Annotated in this window: 14 protein-coding genes; 8 read left to right on the plus strand and 6 right to left on the minus strand. The window is 60.2% G+C overall.

Annotation, left to right across the window (positions count from 1 at the left end):
- Window positions 1-201 precede the first annotated feature (201 nt).
- Both VEJ16_08760 and VEJ16_08765 read right to left on the minus strand, forming a co-directional pair.
- Window positions 202-582 (minus strand): cytochrome c family protein, encoded by a 381-nt coding sequence (locus VEJ16_08760; protein HYB09747.1) that lies wholly within the window; start codon window positions 580-582, stop codon window positions 202-204.
- 102 nt (window positions 583-684) lie between these two features.
- Entirely contained in the window at window positions 685-2139 is a 1455-nt protein-coding gene (locus VEJ16_08765; protein HYB09748.1) for an amidase, read from the minus strand.
- A gap of 376 nt (window positions 2140-2515) precedes the next feature.
- Here VEJ16_08765 and VEJ16_08770 point away from each other — a divergent pair, with 376 nt between their 5' ends.
- The 3 genes from VEJ16_08770 (at window position 2516) to VEJ16_08780 (ending at window position 7119) form a co-directional block, all read left to right on the plus strand.
- Window positions 2516-3574 (plus strand): class I SAM-dependent methyltransferase, encoded by a 1059-nt coding sequence (locus VEJ16_08770; protein HYB09749.1) that lies wholly within the window; start codon window positions 2516-2518, stop codon window positions 3572-3574.
- Between the two features lie 109 nt (window positions 3575-3683).
- Entirely contained in the window at window positions 3684-5315 is a 1632-nt protein-coding gene (locus VEJ16_08775; GenBank protein HYB09750.1) for a choline dehydrogenase, read from the plus strand.
- 178 nt (window positions 5316-5493) lie between these two features.
- Window positions 5494-7119 carry an L-lactate permease gene (locus VEJ16_08780; protein ID HYB09751.1) on the plus strand — a complete coding sequence of 542 codons (1626 nt, stop codon included), beginning with the start codon at window positions 5494-5496 and terminating at the stop codon, window positions 7117-7119.
- Between the two features lie 81 nt (window positions 7120-7200).
- Here VEJ16_08780 and VEJ16_08785 read toward each other — a convergent pair whose 3' ends face one another.
- Window positions 7201-8121: a DMT family transporter gene (locus VEJ16_08785; GenBank protein ID HYB09752.1), complete on the minus strand. Its 921-nt coding sequence runs from the start codon at window positions 8119-8121 to the stop codon at window positions 7201-7203.
- 417 nt (window positions 8122-8538) lie between these two features.
- On the opposite strand from VEJ16_08785, the gene VEJ16_08790 reads away from it, so the two are divergent.
- On the plus strand, window positions 8539-9252 hold the full coding sequence (locus VEJ16_08790) for a GntR family transcriptional regulator (GenBank protein ID HYB09753.1): 714 nt from the start codon (window positions 8539-8541) through the stop codon (window positions 9250-9252).
- Between the two features lie 56 nt (window positions 9253-9308).
- Here VEJ16_08790 and VEJ16_08795 read toward each other — a convergent pair whose 3' ends face one another.
- A complete protein-coding gene (locus tag VEJ16_08795; GenBank protein HYB09754.1) occupies window positions 9309-9881 on the minus strand; it encodes a nitroreductase in 573 nt (190 codons plus the stop codon).
- Window positions 9882-10418: 537 nt separating this feature from the next.
- On the opposite strand from VEJ16_08795, the gene thrS reads away from it, so the two are divergent.
- Complete coding sequence (gene thrS / locus VEJ16_08800) at window positions 10419-12281, plus strand: threonine--tRNA ligase (GenBank protein HYB09755.1); 1863 nt, start codon at window positions 10419-10421, stop codon at window positions 12279-12281.
- A gap of 60 nt (window positions 12282-12341) precedes the next feature.
- Here thrS and VEJ16_08805 read toward each other — a convergent pair whose 3' ends face one another.
- Both VEJ16_08805 and VEJ16_08810 read right to left on the minus strand, forming a co-directional pair.
- Complete coding sequence (locus VEJ16_08805) at window positions 12342-13316, minus strand: DMT family transporter (protein ID HYB09756.1); 975 nt, start codon at window positions 13314-13316, stop codon at window positions 12342-12344.
- A gap of 197 nt (window positions 13317-13513) precedes the next feature.
- Window positions 13514-13894, minus strand: coding sequence for a hypothetical protein (locus tag VEJ16_08810; protein ID HYB09757.1), 381 nt, complete (start codon window positions 13892-13894; stop codon window positions 13514-13516).
- 350 nt (window positions 13895-14244) lie between these two features.
- Here VEJ16_08810 and ykgO point away from each other — a divergent pair, with 350 nt between their 5' ends.
- The 3 genes from ykgO to VEJ16_08825 all read left to right on the plus strand — a co-directional run.
- Complete coding sequence (gene ykgO, locus VEJ16_08815; protein HYB09758.1) at window positions 14245-14370, plus strand: type B 50S ribosomal protein L36; 126 nt, start codon at window positions 14245-14247, stop codon at window positions 14368-14370.
- A 267-nt stretch (window positions 14371-14637) separates the two neighbouring features.
- Window positions 14638-16134 (plus strand): FAD-linked oxidase C-terminal domain-containing protein, encoded by a 1497-nt coding sequence (locus VEJ16_08820; GenBank protein HYB09759.1) that lies wholly within the window; start codon window positions 14638-14640, stop codon window positions 16132-16134.
- Between the two features lie 107 nt (window positions 16135-16241).
- A partial coding sequence (locus VEJ16_08825; protein HYB09760.1) for an FAD-binding protein occupies window positions 16242-16660 on the plus strand: 419 nt, incomplete at its 3' end.

The following is a 16660-nucleotide window of genomic DNA, read 5'->3' on the forward strand; positions in this document are numbered from 1 at the left end:
TAGGGCTGCTTCGCATTCTCCCGGCAGACCAGCAGGTCATAGTCGTACTCGGACTTCGAGTGGCCGGTCATGTCGACGACCGGCTCATATTCACCGCCTAGCGCGCAGGCGGCGAGCGCTGGAAGCAGCACGAGGAACAACAGGCCGGAGCGAACGGAACACATGGGATGACGCTTTGCCGCTGACGCCTCGGGCAGGGCGTTATTTCGCCTGCTGATTGAGATAGGCGATAACGTCGGCGATGTCGTCGTCGCTCTTCAGGCCGGCGAAGCTCATCTTGTTGCCGGGGACGTATTCCCTGGGGTTCTTGAGATATTTGGCAAGCGTTTCATCGCTCCAAACGATGCCAGCCTTGGCCATTGCGTCCGAATAGCGATAGCCCTCGACCGTACCCGACTTCCGGCTGATGACGCCATTGAGACTCGGCCCGACGAGGTTCCTTCCCTTTTCGAGACTGTGGCAAATCCGGCATTGGTTGAACACGTGTTGGCCTTTCGCGGCGTCGCCGGCGGCAATCGCATCGCGGGCAGCGATTGTTCCGAAAAGCACCAAGGCGAGTGCAATAAATCCGAGGGTTTTCATCGCGATGACCTTTCGTGTAGGGCCAGTGGATCGCGCCGCGCCCTCGGCAGGGCTGCGGCAGAATCGGCGGCCGTGACGGGAGAACGGGCTTCCTCCGAACCGTCAGTCATAGCCTGGCGGCGCCACAAAGGCGTGATACGACTTCTCGATCAACTTCGCGAAATGGATGCAGTCGCGATCGCCGAATTGGGGCCCCACGATTTGCACGCCGATGGGAAGCCCCGCTTTCGAAAAGCCGATCGGCGCCACCGTGGACGGTAAATACGCGACGCAGGGATAACCCGCCCAGAATAGCTGATCCGTCGTCGGAACCTTCTTGCCGTTGACCACGACGGACCGTTGATAGCGCTCGCCCTCATGATCGTGGGGAAATGCCGCCGAGGACGCTGCCGGACAAAGCAACAAGTCGTATTCGCTAAAGAACTCATGCCACTTCCAACGCATCTTGTGGCGTTCTTCGTTGAAGGCCAGCCAATCGCGGTGAGACATCGTATTGGCGCGGGTCATGCGCGCAAAATAGCTCTCATCCTCGGGCTTGAGGGTTTTGGCGATCTCGAGATTCTTCGCGAATTCGCCGGCCGTCTGGCGTCCCGACGTGGCCGCACGGAGCAGCATGATATAGACATAATTGGCGCGGCCCGTATCGATCTCGGGCTTGGCCTTGTCGCTCACCTTCGTCTTTCTTTTCACTAGGAAATCGGCAAATTTTTGGATTTGATCCTGTACTTCGCGATCGACCTCGGCATTCGGATCGTCGAGCATGACCGCGATCTTGAACGCCTTGAATTCCGTCTTCCTCGGCGCAGGAAGGGCCAGCCTATAACCGCGACCATCGATCTCATCGGGGCCCGCCATTACCGAAAGTCCGATTGCCAGATCGTCAGCGCTCCGCGCCATTGGCCCGATGACCGAGATGTCTCCCTGCGCCACCCGGCCGGGAAGCGCCTGGCCGCGCGGGGGACAGAGGCCGTAGGTCGGCTTATGGCCGTAGACGCCGCAGTAATGAGCGGGGTTCCGGATCGACGCCCCGATGTCGCTGCCCGCCTCGATCGCGGTGAGGCCGGCCGCAAGGGCCGCAGCGGAGCCGCCCGACGAACCCCCCGGGACCTTTGCCGCGTCCCATGGATTGTTGGAGCTGCCATAGACGGCGTTGTAGCTTTGCCAATCGGCGAGCCAAGCGGGCACGTTCGTCTTGCCAAACAACGTCACCCCCGCGCGGATGTAACGATCGACCGCAAGCGCGTTGGTACTCGGATAGTTGTCCCTAAGCTCCGGCAGACCCCAGGTCGTCGGCATGCCGACCACGTCGAACGACTCCTTGATCGTCATCGGAACGCCATGAAGCGGTCCCCACACCTCGCCCTTTGCGATCGCGCGATCCGCCGAACGCGCGCGCTTTCGCGCAGTTGAGACGTCCATTGCGACGATGGCATTGAGCTTAGGATTGTGGCGCTCGATCCTTTTCAGATAATGGTCGAGCAGCTCGAGACAGCCGATCTTGCGCTGGCGAATAAGCGATGCAATACGCTTTGCAGAAGTAAAGGCGAGTTTATCCATGACCTCTCCGTTCATTGCGAGTTCGTCGCGAATGGTAACGGGCGCCCGAGTTTGTATCGAGCCCCAATCGCAGCACTCTAAATCTATCGAGGGCGCACTCCTACCCGTTAACCCTTAATTGCCGGACCCGTTCCATAGAGCACGCTAGAATATCCGCCTCGTGTGGTGGATTTGAAGTTTCTAAGATTTTGCCGTCGGCTGCGTTCGGGTGCTTCAAATCCTAAGAGCAGGCTCGATTCAATTTGTTGCCATAGTGGCTTTGAATCCGAATTTCACTCACGGTCGCGCACCCAGATAGGGCGAATTTGGGATTCGCCGCACGAGCAGCACTTCAGGCAATACCCTGCGAGTGCCGCAAGTTCCAAGGGGGACTCCGATGACCGCAGATCCAAACAAGCTTCAGGTGCTTCTCGCCAGGATTCTCGGCGATGTCGGCGCGACCGCGACGGCAGCGCTTGTCGTGCTGGGTGACCGCCTCGGCCTTTACAAGGTCCTTGCCGAGGGAGGTGCCATGACGCCGGCGGAGCTCGCCTTGCGGACGGACCTCTGCGAGCGCTACGTGCGAGAGTGGCTGTCCGCACAAGCCGCCGCCGGCTACATCGAGTATGACGCCGCCAAAGGCCGCTTCAGCATGACGGCGGAGCAAGCGACGGCGTTCTCGGATGAAAACGGCCCGGCCTTCATGCCAGGTGCCTTCCAGTTATTTGCCTCGCTGTTCATCGACGAAGCAAAAATTGCAGAAGCGTTCCGTACCGGCCAAGGGGTCGGCTGGCACGAGCATCACCCATGCCTCTTCCACGGTACCGAACGGTTTTTCCGACCGGGCTACGCAAGCTATCTGATCGACGCGTGGATTCCCGCCCTCGAAGGTGTAAAGGCGAAGCTCGATCGCGGTGCGGCCGTCGCCGATGTCGGATGCGGACATGGCGCTTCGACGATCCTCATGGCGAAAGCCTTTCCCAAATCGCGCTTTGTCGGGTTCGATTATCACTGGGCGTCAGTCGAACGTGCGCGGGAGGCGGCCCGGGATGCGGGGGTCGAAGATCGCGCGTTCTTCGAGGTGGCGTCGGCCAAGAGCTATCCAGGCAGGAGTTACGACCTCGTGACGTTTTTCGATTGCCTCCACGATATGGGCGATCCGGTTGGTGCGGCGACGCACGTCCGTTCGACTCTCTCACCCGGCGGGAGCTGGATGATCGTCGAGCCCTTCGCCAACGACGAACTCGCGGACAATATCAATCTCGTCGGCCGCATTTATTACGCGGCCTCCACGATGATCTGCACGCCCGCCTCGTTGAGCCAAGAGGTGGGCCTTGGCCTTGGCGCCCAGGCGGGAGAGCGGCGGCTTCGCGACGTGGTCACGGAGGCGGGGTTCGGGACCTTCCGCCGTGCCAGCGAAACACCCTTCAATCTCGTGTTCGAGGCGCGGCCCTGAGCCGTCAAAAACGTTTACGGGGTTGGGATCACGCGCGAACCTGCGATACCTTGGCCGCCGGTGTTGGGTATAATCGGCGCACAAGAAAAAACGGCCGGGAGGTTGTGAGATGGCGAAGGGCGCGATCAGGGAAATCGGCAGCTTCGACTATGTGATCGTCGGCGCCGGTTCGGCCGGCTGCGTGCTGGCCAATCGCCTGTCCGCCGACCCCAACGTCTCGGTCCTGCTCCTCGAAGCGGGCGGGCGTGACAATTATATCTGGATCCACATTCCAATCGGCTATCTCTATACCCAAAACAATCCACGCACGGACTGGTGCTACAAGACCGAACCGGAAGAAGGCTTGAACGGTCGTGCGCTCGATTATCCGCGCGGACGCGTGCTCGGCGGCTGCTCGTCGATCAATGGCATGATTTATATGCGGGGGCAGGCGCGCGACTACGACCAATGGCGCCAGCTCGGCAATACAGGCTGGGCGTGGGACGACGTCCTACCCTACTTCAAGCGCTCGGAGGATCACGTGAACGGCGCCGACGAGCACCACGGCGCTGGCGGCGAGTGGCGTGTGGAGGAGATGCGTCTTCGCTGGGAAATTCTCGACGCATTCCGGGCTGCTGCCGCTGAGGTCGGCATTCCGAATACCGATGACTTCAATCGTGGCGACAACGAGGGGAGTGGATACTTCCAGGTAAACCAGAAGAAGGGTGTGCGGTGGAGCACGGCGAAGGCGTTCCTTAAGCCGGTGATGAAGCGGCCCAACCTGACCGTGCTCACTCAAGCACAAGCCGAACGAATTCGTTTCAAGAACGCGCGGACGGTAGGTCTCGAAATTCGGCACGCGGGCGAGCCCGCTTACGTCATGGTAAAGGGCGAGCTCATTCTCGCATCCGGTTCGATCGGATCGCCGCAACTCCTGCAGCTATCGGGCGTAGGGCCTGGTGGTCTACTCCGCTCGAATGGCATACCAGTGGTGCATGCCCTCGATGGTGTTGGCGAGAATTTGCAGGACCACCTCCAGGTCCGCGCCGTTTACAAAGTGAGCGGCACGCGCACGCTCAACGAGCAGGCCAACAGTCTGTTTGGACGCGCCTGGATGGGGCTCGAATATGCGCTCTTCCGTCGCGGACCCCTGACGATGGCGCCAAGCCAGCTCGGAGGATTCGCCAAAAGCGATGCAAGCCGCGATACGCCCAATCTCGAGTACCACATCCAACCCTTAAGCCTCGACAGGTTCGGTGCACCGCTTCATCCCTTTCCCGCCTTCACAGCATCGGTTTGCAACCTGCGCCCGGAAAGCCGCGGCTACGTGCGCATCAAATCGCCCGACTCGAAATGCCATCCCGCGATCAAGCCGAACTATCTTTCGACCGCGACTGATCGCAAGGTCGCGGCAGACGCCATCCGCCTTACGCGCAAAATATGCGCCTCAGCGGCGTTGCGCCGCTTTGCGCCCGAGGAATTTCGTCCCGGTGTGGCGTTTCAGAGCGATGAGGATTTGGCGCGCGCTGCAGGCAATATCGGGTCGACTATTTTCCACCCGGTCGGCACGTGCAAGATGGGGCGCGATTCTTTGGCCGTGGTCGATGAGCGCCTGCGCGTCCACGGTCTCGAGGGCCTTCGCGTGGTCGATGCCTCGATCATGCCGACCATCACGTCCGGCAACACCAACTCGCCCACGATCATGATTGCGGAGAAGGCCTCGGACATGATTCGCGAGGATCGCAGGTCCGCGCCACGCTGAGCCGAACCGGCCGCAAGCACCTCGCGATGCCGCGAGCCCCCGGCGGCTGTCTCCCTACGAATTTCCATGCTATGGTATCTAAAGGCGGCGTTACTCGACTGCCGCGCGCCGTGGGCTCTCGCGGGCCCGCCGGCGCGAAAATAGTCCAAAAACGGACGATACGCTTCGGGAGGAAACAATGTTCAACCAAGTTCTCGAACCCACCGGGACTCTGCTTGTCACTTGGATCGTGGCCCTTGTTCCGGTCGCACTTCTACTCATTCTACTTGCCGTATTCCGGATGTCGGCGTGGCTTGCGACTTTGATCGGTTCGCTCGTGACGTTCGCGCTCGGCGCACTCGTGTGGGGAATGCCCTTTGGCGACGGTGTGCGGGCCTATCTTTACGGCTCGGCTACTGGCGTGTGGAGCGTCGACTGGATCACGGTCTGGGGCGTCATGCTCTTCAACACTCTCGTCGTCACGGGCGTCTTCGAGAAATTCCGTCGCTGGCTGATTTCCCAGGGAACGGCGGACGTGCGAGTCCAAACGATGTTATTCGCCTGGGCATTCGGTGCACTACTCGAAGGGCTCGTTGGATTCGGCTATCCTTGGGCCTTCGTCGCACCGATCCTGATAACGCTCGGTATTCCCGATCTCGACGCCATCCGCGTCGCTGCGATCGCGAACAACGCCCCCGTTTCGTACGGCGCACTCGGCGCCCCAATCATCGCCCTTGCGGCGGTAACCGGCCTCCCGCTCCTCACGCTTTCAAGTTCGGTTGGGCATATTGTGGCCGTGCTAGCACTGCTCCCGCCTTGGGTGCTGCTGTACCTCGTGAGCGGCAAAGAGGGCATGTGGGAGGCATGGCCGCTCGCGGTTGTCGGCTCGCTCGGCTACATCGCCGGACAGCTTCCGGTCGCGGCTTTTCTCGGCCCATATTTGCCCGATGTAGCTGGCGCCATCGTGTGCTTTATTGCCCTTCTCGTCTTTCTCAAAGTATGGCAGCCAAAAACGGTGCGCGGCTATGGCGGCGCCGCGCTTTCCGGCAGCGCTCAAGGCAAGGGTAATGGTGGGCATGGCCTTGGCTTCGGAGAAATCTTCCAGGCGTGGCTGCCTTTCATCATTCTGATCGTCATTGTCACCTTGTGGACAGGGCCGTGGTCACCCATTCCAAAGTACGTCCCATTCAAGTTGTCGGTTGCGGCGGGATCGTCAATCGATCCAGGCAAGACTGTCACCGCGGCATTCAACTGGGCGCCTGGCGTCGGCGGCACAGCGATCATGGCGTCTTGGATCGTCGTGGCTCTGATGCTGCGGCTTACCAAGGAACAGTTCATGGGCGTGGTCAGGAAGACCTATCACCAGATGTGGGGCGCCTGCCTCGTCGGCGTTTTCATTTTCGGCCTTGCTTTCGTCTTCAATTTCTCGGGCATGGCTGCATCGCTCGCCTTCGGTTTCTCGAAGATCGGCGCATTCTTCATCATCGTCGCACCCATTCTCGGTTGGATTGGCGTGGCCCTCTCGGGTTCCAACACGTCGACGAACGCGATGTTCGGTGCCTTCCAGATGCAGGTCGGAAAGCTCCTCGGCTTTCCGCCGGTGCTCCTGCCCACGCTCAACTCGGTCGGTGCCGAGATCGGCAAGCCGATTGCGCCGCAAACCGCGAGCGTGGGTGTCTCGACAAGCCGCTTCGTGCGCAACGAGGGTGAGGTGATCCGACATAATATGGGCTGGACCTTCATCCTGCTCATCTACCTCATCGTAATCGGCGTTGCGTTCTATTTCTTTGTCCCGAACATCATGGTGATCGGAAACGGTAGCTAAGCGTTGCGGTTTTGCCTCGAAAGCCCCCAGGTCGTTCAAATTGCCGGGGGCTTTCGATTGCGCGGCGTCGATGTCGCGCGCTCAGACGCGGCGCAACCTCTGCAGCTTGTGCTCGCGATAGGCGATGTAAAGGCCGCTTGCTACGATGGTCGCAGCACCAATCCAGGTCCACAGGTCTGGGAAGTCGGCGAACAGGAAGTACCCGAGAAGCGTGGAGCCGACCAATTCGCCATAACCCATCGGTGCGACGAATGACGCGGCACCCCACTGAAACGCCTTGATGACGAAGAAGTGGCCCAGCAGGCCCCACAATCCCAAAAGTATGAAAACCAACCCGTCGAACAGGCTCGACGGGAGGACGATTTTGGAGAACGGCAGGATGGCGCTCGAAATCGCGAATCCGCCAATGCCTGCGAGCGTGATAGACACCGCTGCCGGGTCGACGGTTCCGATCTTGCGCGAGAGGATCTGGTAGAACGCGTAGCATAGCGCGTCGAGCATGACGAATATGGCGCCCCATTGCACGACGTCGGACCCGGGCTGGATGATGATGAGCGCACCGCCGAACCCAATGGTCACGGCAGCCCAGCGCCGTGGTCCGACCCTTTCGCCGAGCATCGGGACCGAGAGTGCGGTGACGATGATTGGCCCGATGAATGCGATGGCGCTTGCAGTTGGCAGCGCTACGGTGCGCAGGCCCACGAAATAGAATGCGGATGCGCCGAAGAGCAGGATCGAGCGCCAGGCCTGCACGCCCGGCCGCGCGGTCCTGATCAACGAGCGGCCATAGCGCGGAAAGAGGGCCACGAGGCAGAAAACCACGTGGCCTGCAAAACGGGCCCAGAAAATCTCGGGCATCGGATAACTTCGCCCGAGATACTTCACCGAGGCGTTGAGAATGGGAAAAAGCGATACCGCAACGCACATGTAAAGCGCGGCGCGCAGGGCCGAGTTTCCGCCGCGACCGGCCGTTCGCGCCGAGTGGCTGCTGGGGTTGGTCATGAACGCCGATCGAGCGAATAATCGTCCGCGGACACTTCGCGCGCGTTTGCCGCGTGCGATGCGGAGCGGAGATTGTCATTCCACCTGCCGGCCCGTCAAATGCGATTTCCGCACAGCACCGAAGTCGAAGCTGCAGGAGCCGTCTTCGCAGAATGTCAAGTGAGCGAACGGTTTCGATCTCAATTTATTGGTGTAAAAGTATATTAATTTACTCTATTTCGGATCCATCGACGGCGATACCCTGGGCGGCTCTCGCCCGATCATTTGTGCGTGATCAAACATATATTAGTTGGGTTTTCATTGACTCTTTTGGCAGGAGCTGAGATTTCACCCCTTGCACCCATAGGGGGATACGAATGCGGGAACCACTGAGGACGTTGCCGGTGAGCCGGTCACGTACCTAGAAAGGTTTTCCAAATGGCGTTTGTTACCTTATCCGCGGAATCGACAACAAGACCCCAACGGGCAGCCAGAAACGAAGCACAGAACGAGGCCGAAACTCTCACCGACCGAGCATATCGGGAGCTTGAGGAGCTGATCGTCACATTGCGGATAGCACCAGGCACGGTGGTATCCGAAGCGCTCTTGAGCAAGCGGCTGGGCATTGGCCGTACGCCGATCCGAGAGGCGCTGCAACGGCTCGCGCGTGAGCGCTTGGTGCTGATCATGCCGCGCCGCGGTATCGTGGTGTCGGAAGTCAACGTTCAGACGCAACTACGTCTTATGGAAGTCCGACGCGAGCTAGAGAGATTGCTGGCGCGCGCATCGGCGCGACGCGCAAGCGAGGAGCAGCGCGCCCGCTTCAGAGAGATCGCCGTCGGGATCGCCAAATCGACTGAATCAGGCGACGAGACCGAAGCGCTGCGTTACCACCGCGAGTTCGATGCACTGATGCTCGAGGCCTCGCGCAATGAATTCGCGACCAGTGCGATGGCGCTCATGCACGGCCTTTCCCGCCGCTTCTGGATGATGCACTACAAGAGCTTCGCGAGCTTACTTCAACTTGGACAACGGCAAGCCGCAATCGCCGAAGCGATCGCACGCGGCGACCGTGACGCGGCGGCGGAGGCGTCCGATCGATTAATGGATTACCTCGAGGATTTCACGCGGCGGACGATCGCTGAATCATGATCAACGAATGGGCGGCCCGGTGACGTCGTCGCCGGGTCCGACCGAACGCGCGGCGATCACACGGCTGCTTCCGTCCATTCGATGAGGCATGTCTCGGGCGCGGGCCGGCTCGCGGGTACCAGCGCGGCATCGGGCCTTCCAATGTAGAGAAACCCGACAATCCGATCGTCAACACCCAACCCCAGCGCTCGTTTCACATTGACGTCGTATGCGGGAGCACCCGTCCGCCACATAGCACCGTAGCCCATCGCATGCGCTGCGACGATGAGGTTTTCAGCGGCCGCTCCCACTGCCACGATTTGCTCGACGGTCGGTATTTTGTGCTGCGGCACAAGCTTCGCCGCCGCAACGACGATAAGCGGTGCGCGTAGCGGCTTGCCGCGCTCCTTCTCGATCAGCGCTTCCGGAGCATCCGGCTCCCGGGTACGGAGAGCGCGGGCGAGGACGTCGCCAAGGCGATGGCGCGCCTCACCGCGCACGGCTATGAAGTGCCAGGGCCTGAGACGCCCGTGATCGGGTGCTGCCACGGCGGCCTCGATCATACGCTTCAGGGCGGCATCGTCGGGTGCGGGGTCAAGAAGTGCTTTGGCGCTGGCGCGGCTGGTGAGAGCGGTGAGTGCATCCATCATTCGATTTTCGGTCCTTGGCCGGGGTGCGCGCATGCCGTCAGCCGATCGAGCGACGAGCGGCCTTATTCGGGCAGCATAGGTCAGGTGAGCGGATGGCGATAGAGCGGCGATGGGGCGGGCCGCTCGGCGACGGTGGATCGCCGCTCCCCGTGGCCTAATTATGAATCGCACATATGTGCGAGTCACCTTTTTGACGATCGGTGCAGCGTCCGGCCGTAGCCTCCTCGATTGAACCGGGTCCATGCTCGCCGATCACGAGCAGACGTGCGATATGCGGCATGCCGAGCTCGGACAACGTGGAGCCATAAGCATCACTCGTACTGAGTTCGACCTGACACTCGCGGATTTTCGCCCTCGAATCCGGACCACCGTCAAACGCGCCGAAGTTATGTCGTAATCTCTCCGGAGAGACCGCCGTGGAGGGACCGCCAAGATCGGGGTTGACCGGCTACGGGCGCTGCTTCTATATCGGCCATCGCATATTTGAAGTATTTTTTAGCCGCGCGGTTACTAGGAATTGAAAGAAGGCGACTCGCGATGAATGAAACAGCGCCTGCCGATCCGCAAGCATTGCATGAGATGCGGCATTCGTGCTCGCATCTCATGGCGGCCGCGATCCACCAGCTATGGCCGAGTGCTAAGTTCGGGGTCGGCCCCGCGGTTGAGAACGGTTTTTTTTACGACGTGGAGCTGCCGGAGACGCTCAAGCTCGAGGATCTCGAAAAGATCGAGCTGACGATGCGCCAGATCAAGAACAAGAAAATCCCCTTCGAGCGGATCGAGGTGCCGATCGACGAGGCGATCCGGCTCATGGACAAGATCGGCCAGACCTACAAGGTCGAACTTCTCAATCTCCTCAAGGAAAAGGGCTCGACGGCGGTCGTCAAGGATACCGGCGACGACGATGCCGTCGGCGTCGGCGAGGGGAAGGGTGGTGTTGCCACAATCTCGCTTTATAAGACGGGCGATTTTATCGATCTCTGCCGCGGGCCGCACGTGCGGAACACCGGCGAAACCGGCCAGTTCAAGCTGACGAAACTCGCAGGCGCATATTGGCGCGGCGACGCGAAGAACCCGCAGCTTCAGCGCATCTATGGCATTTGCTTTCCAACCAAGGAAGAGCTCGACCACGAGTTGTGGCGGATCGAAGAGGCGAAGAAGCGCGATCACCGTAAGATCGGCCACGAGCTCGAACTTTTCACATTCTCGGCTGACGTGGGCGCTGGCCTGCCCCTGTGGCTGCCAAAGGGCATGGCAATGCGCCAGGAACTCGAGTTCCTTGCAATGCAGGAGGAACGCCGGGACGGCTACGTGCGCGTTGCCACGCCCCAGATTACGCGCGAAGCACTCTATTATCGCTCGCGCCATCTCCCCTATTACAAGGACGACATGTATCCCCCTATCGATATCGACGGCGAGAACTTCTATTTGCGGCCGATGAACTGCCCGCACCACCACCAGGTCTATCTCTCGGCCAAACGCTCCTACCGCGAGCTTCCTTTGAGGGTCGCCGAATACGGCCTGTGCTACCGGTATGAACCCTCGGGCGGGCTGTCGGGACTCATGCGGGTGCGCGGATTCTGCATGAATGATGCCCACATCTATTGCCGATACGATCAAGCCAAGAACGAATTTCTTAATGTCATGCATCTTCATGCCCGCTACTACGATCTCATGGGCATCGAGGAATATTACATGCGGCTGTCGCTGCCCGACCTTAACAAGCTCGATAAATATGTGAACGAACCTGCGAAGTGGATAGCGGCACTCGAAGTCATTCGTGCCGCGATGAAGGAATCAGGGTATCCGTTCAGGGAAGCGGAGGGTGAGGCAGCGTTCTATGGTCCGAAGGTCGACTTCATGATCAAGAGCGCCATCGGGACCGAATACGCGATTTCGACCAACCAGCTCGACTTTCTCGCGACCGAGACATTCGACCTCAAATATGTCGGCGAAGATGGGGCCGATCATCCGGTCTATGTAATACACCGCGCCCCGTTAGGCTCGCACGAGCGCTTCATCGCGTTCCTTATCGAGCATTTTGCGGGCGCGTTCCCGACTTGGCTCGCACCGGTTCAAGTGCGCGTGGTGCCGATCACGGATCGGACAAATGACTATGCGATCAAGGTTCGGGATCGTCTCTACTCGACGCCCGTCGTCAACGGCACGGGCGGGTTTCGCGTCGACGTCGATCTCGCGAATGAGCGCATGCAGAAGAAAATTCGCAATGCCCAGAACGAGAAGATTCCTTACATGCTCGTCGTCGGCGATCGGGAAGCGGAGCAGGGAACCGTTGCCGTGCGGTTGAGGAGCGGCAAGGATTTAGGCGCCATGCCGCTTGAACAGTTCATCGCGCGCGTCAAGCAGGAGGCCGAGTCACGAAAGGACCTGCCGGTCTGAGTCTGGGGTCGGCCAGCCCAATGCGCCAAGCAGCACCCGACCGGGTCGACAGGCGCCCAATCACGGTCGCGTCGAGGGACTGGCGCGTGTTGTATCTGGAGCCACGTGCGCGAAATGAAGCATGTAGAGCCCCCCGCTCAAGATCACGAGCGCCCCGATGATTGTGGCCGCATCGGGCAGGTTTCCGAAGAAGACATAGCCCCATGTCACGCTCCAAGGTAGGGCCGCGTATTCAAAAGGTGCGACGCGATTGGCATGTGCCAGGCGGTAGCCGTGGGCGATCAGGAAGAAGCCCGATGCGGCCAACAGGCCGCAGGCGACGAACAGTGCGAAGTCGACTCGATCCGGCCAAGCCCAAGGCCGCAGGAGAAAACGCACGCTGACGTGCGCGTCTGCGGGAGGCTCGATTCCTGCGAGGGCCAGTGCGGTAATGCCGCTCGCAACGATGTAGACGGCCGTCGCCGAAAGCGCCATCGACCCGGCCCCGTCCGTGACCCCAAGACGACGCACGAAAAGCGCTGAAACAGCATAGGCGCCCGCCGAGAACACCGATAACAAAGCCGCGGGATCGACCAGGGCCGCACCGGGTCGCAACACGATCAACACGCCGAGAAAACCAACGCCGATGGCGAACCAGGTTCGTCGGTCGACCTGTTCCCCCAGGAACGGGATGGCGAACACGGTGACGAAGAGCGGGGCCGAAAAGAAAAGCGTCGTATTCTCGGCGAGAGGCAGGCGCGCGAGCGCGAGGTAATAGGCCGTGAACGACGCGTACATCACCAGCCCACGCACGATGTGAAGGCCGGGACGGTGGAGAGCCACTCGCCCGTTTCCCTCGAGAAGCGTGGCGACCAGAACGAAAGGCAGTGCCGCGACGCTGCGTACAAAGACGATTTCATGGACAGCATAGGTGCTGCTCAGGAATTTCATGATCGCGTCATGGAGCGAAAAAACGGAAACGCCTGCAGCGACGCTCAGCATTCCGAGAATGTGACGATTGACGAGTTTTGGTGGGTTCGCGGGTGTGCCGACCATCCCTCACCCTACCAGATCGAAGCGGGCCTCGTCGTTATTGCCCGTTTATCCGGTCGCCAACGCGGAATGCGCCTCTAGGCGGTAGCGAGCCGGCTTTGCCCGCCTTCCCGTTCTCCTCATGGGATCAAGCTGGTGAATGGCGCCATTAAATAAAAGGCCCGCCGAAGCGGGGCACGATCAGGAAATGTTTCTAGACCTCAGGTGAGGATATCGATCGAATTGCCATCGCCGCCGGTGCTCGGGGTGGTTGGGGAGGGGGTGGCGTTCGATTGCGCACTGGCATCGATTCCCTGGCTCAAGATGCGGCCGATATGGTGCAAAGCATGACCGATCTTGCGGAGGTCGGCATTCGTCAGCGTGCCGGTCGCGGGATTTTGATCGACTTGTTGCTTGATGGCGTCGAGCTTCGTGGTGAGATCGTTTGCCTGTTGGGACGTCAGCGTTCCGCTGCTGACACCTTGGGCGATCTGTTTTTCGAGCGTTTGTATGAGGTCGTCAATCGTCTGTGGCGAAGTCTGGGCTTGGGAAGCGTTTTGCGTCGCGGATGTGGAAGTCGTGTAGGGTGATACCACGGTCATCAATAGTCTCCGGGTCCGAAAATCCAATTCGATGGTGCGGCATATTATTGACGGTCGGTTAACAAGCTCTTTCCAAGTTTCGTTAAAATTTAGACGATCGCATGGCCGCTCGTTCGGTCTGCGTCGGTGCTACGCAGTGGGCCGAAAGAAATAGCGCCCGGAGTGGCGACTGCGAAATCGGGACTCGTCTGGACCGCCATCGTTACTTTCGATTTTCAATCGCCTATTGTCAGTCGCACTTCGCTTGCGGCGCGTGCCAAGGGCAGGCCGAAGTCGGCGGGGGTTGGGCGAGATTGACAGGCTGCCTCCACACCCTTATGTTCCGCGCTCGCTCTCGAGAGGGATTTGTCATGAAGATCGTCAACTCGCTCAAGTCGGCCAAAGCACGCGACAAGAACTGCCGGATTGTTCGCCGTCGTGGCCGGGTCTATGTCATCAACAAGAAGAATCCGCGGATGAAAGCCCGTCAGGGCTGAGGTCAAGATCGATTGCTGCTTTACGCAAGGCCCATTTCATGGGCCTTTTTGCTTTCCCGTCTTGCTCCTTCACCGTATTTCCCTGCATTCCGCGGCTGCTGCTGCATTGAATAGGGCCCACCGAATGGTAATACCAGTTGACCGATCGCTCATCCGTCGCGCATAGTCGCAAAACGTCGTGTCGATCCCGGAAGCACGGTGTTTCTACCCCTCCGCAGCCGTTAGAGCCCGCGGATCATGTCAAAACAGAAAAGGTGGGTAGGGGATATGTCTGGACTGGTCATGCCAGCACTCGATCACGGTGTCCTTGCGCGCCGCGGCGAGATTGCGGCCGCACTCAGCCGGCTCGTACCAGGGGAGGGCGTGATCGTCGACGAAGACGAACTCCGCGTCTACGAGAGCGACGGGCTCACGGCCTATCGCCAGTCGCCGTTTCTCGCTGTCCTTCCTGAGAACACCGAGCAGGTTTCGGCGGTCCTGCGCTATTGCCATGCCAACCGCATCAAGGTCGTGCCGCGTGTATCGGGAACGTCGCTCTCGGGTGGCGCACTTCCTCTCGGCGATGGAGTTCTGCTTGGCCTCGGCAAATTCAAGCGCATCCTCGAAGTGGATTACCCAAACCGCTGCGCCGTCGTTCAGCCGGGTGTCACCAATCTCGCGATCACCCAGGCCGTGCAGCAGGCGGGATTCTATTACGCACCCGATCCCTCCAGCCAAATCGCTTGTTCGATCGGCGGTAACGTCGCGGAAAACTCGGGTGGCGTTCACTGCTTGAAATACGGTGTTACGACCAACAACCTCCTCGGCCTGGAGATGGTCCTGATGGACGGCGAGGTCATCCGGCTTGGCGGCAAGCATCTGGATGCGTCCGACTACGATTTGCTCGGCCTCGTGACCGGCTCGGAAGGCTTACTGGGCGTCATCACGGAAGTCACAGTGCGCATTTTGCGCAAGCCGGAAACAGCGCGTGCGATCCTGATCGGATTTTCGTCGAATGAGCAGGCGGGCGATTGCGTTGCCGGCATTATCTCGAGCGGAATTATTCCGGGTGGCCTTGAGATGATGGACAAGCCCGCCATCAATGCGGTCGAGGGCTTCGTGCACGCGGGCTATCCCCTCGATGTCGAAGCGCTCCTCATCTGCGAGCTCGACGGGCCGCCCGCCGAGGTCGATGAGCTGATTGCTCGTGTCGAAGCCATTGCAAAAGAAAAGGGCCAAGTCTATTGCCGCATTTCGTGCAATGAGGAGGAACGCCTACTCTTTTGGGCCGGACGCAAGGCGGCTTTCCCCGCGATCGGACGCATATCGCCCGATTATTATTGCATGGACGGAACGATCCCGCGCAAGCAGCTATCGCACGTGCTGGCGCGCACGCGAGAACTTTCGGAGAAATACAGGCTCGGTGTCGCGAATGTGTTCCATGCGGGTGACGGCAACCTTCACCCCCTCATCATGTACGACGCGAACAATCCGGGCGAACTCGAGCGGGCAGAACACTTCGGCGCCGATCTGTTGCGTCTCTGCGTCGAAGTCGGCGGCGTCTTGACCGGCGAACACGGGGTCGGCGTGGAAAAGCGCGATCTTATGCCGGCGATGTTCAGCGAAGTCGACCTTGCGCAGCAGGAACGCGTCAAATGCGCTTTCGATCCGGACTCGCTCCTCAATCCCGGAAAGGTCTTTCCGACCCTTCATCGCTGCGCCGAACTTGGTCGTGTGCACGTGCATCGCGGCCAGGTCCGCTTCCCCGACATTCCTCGTTTCTAGGGCATGATCAATTCAACTAGATTCCGTGACCTGTCTTTGCGCAGTGGGGTAGGGGACGGCGAGGAGGATTTATCCCGATCCGATCACGCGATAGGCTTGACGACGCGATGACGAACGTGATGAAGCCTCGCGACAAGGAAGAGGTTCGAGCGCTGGTCGCCTGGGCGGCGGCCGAGGAGGAGCCGCTTGAGATCCTTGGCGCCGGCACCAAGCGCGGGCTTGGACGCCCGCTTCAGACGACGCGGAGCGTCGATCTCTCAACCCTCAGGGGTATTACCCTTTATGAACCCGATGAGCTTGTCCTCGGCGCGTGCGCAGGCACACCCCTCGCCGATATCGAGGCGCTCCTCGCCGAAAATCGCCAACAGCTTGCTTTCGAGCCGGCCGATCTCGGCCCGCTTTACGGTGCACATGTGGCGGCCGGAACGATCGGCGGGGCCATCGCGTGCAACCTCTCGGGCCCTCGGCGCATCAAAGCGGGCGCCGCACGCGATCACTTTCTCGGCTTCACGGGCGTGAATGGACG

The sequence above is a fragment of the Alphaproteobacteria bacterium genome (assembly GCA_035625915.1).
GTDB lineage: Bacteria > Pseudomonadota > Alphaproteobacteria > JACZXZ01 > JACZXZ01 > DATDHA01.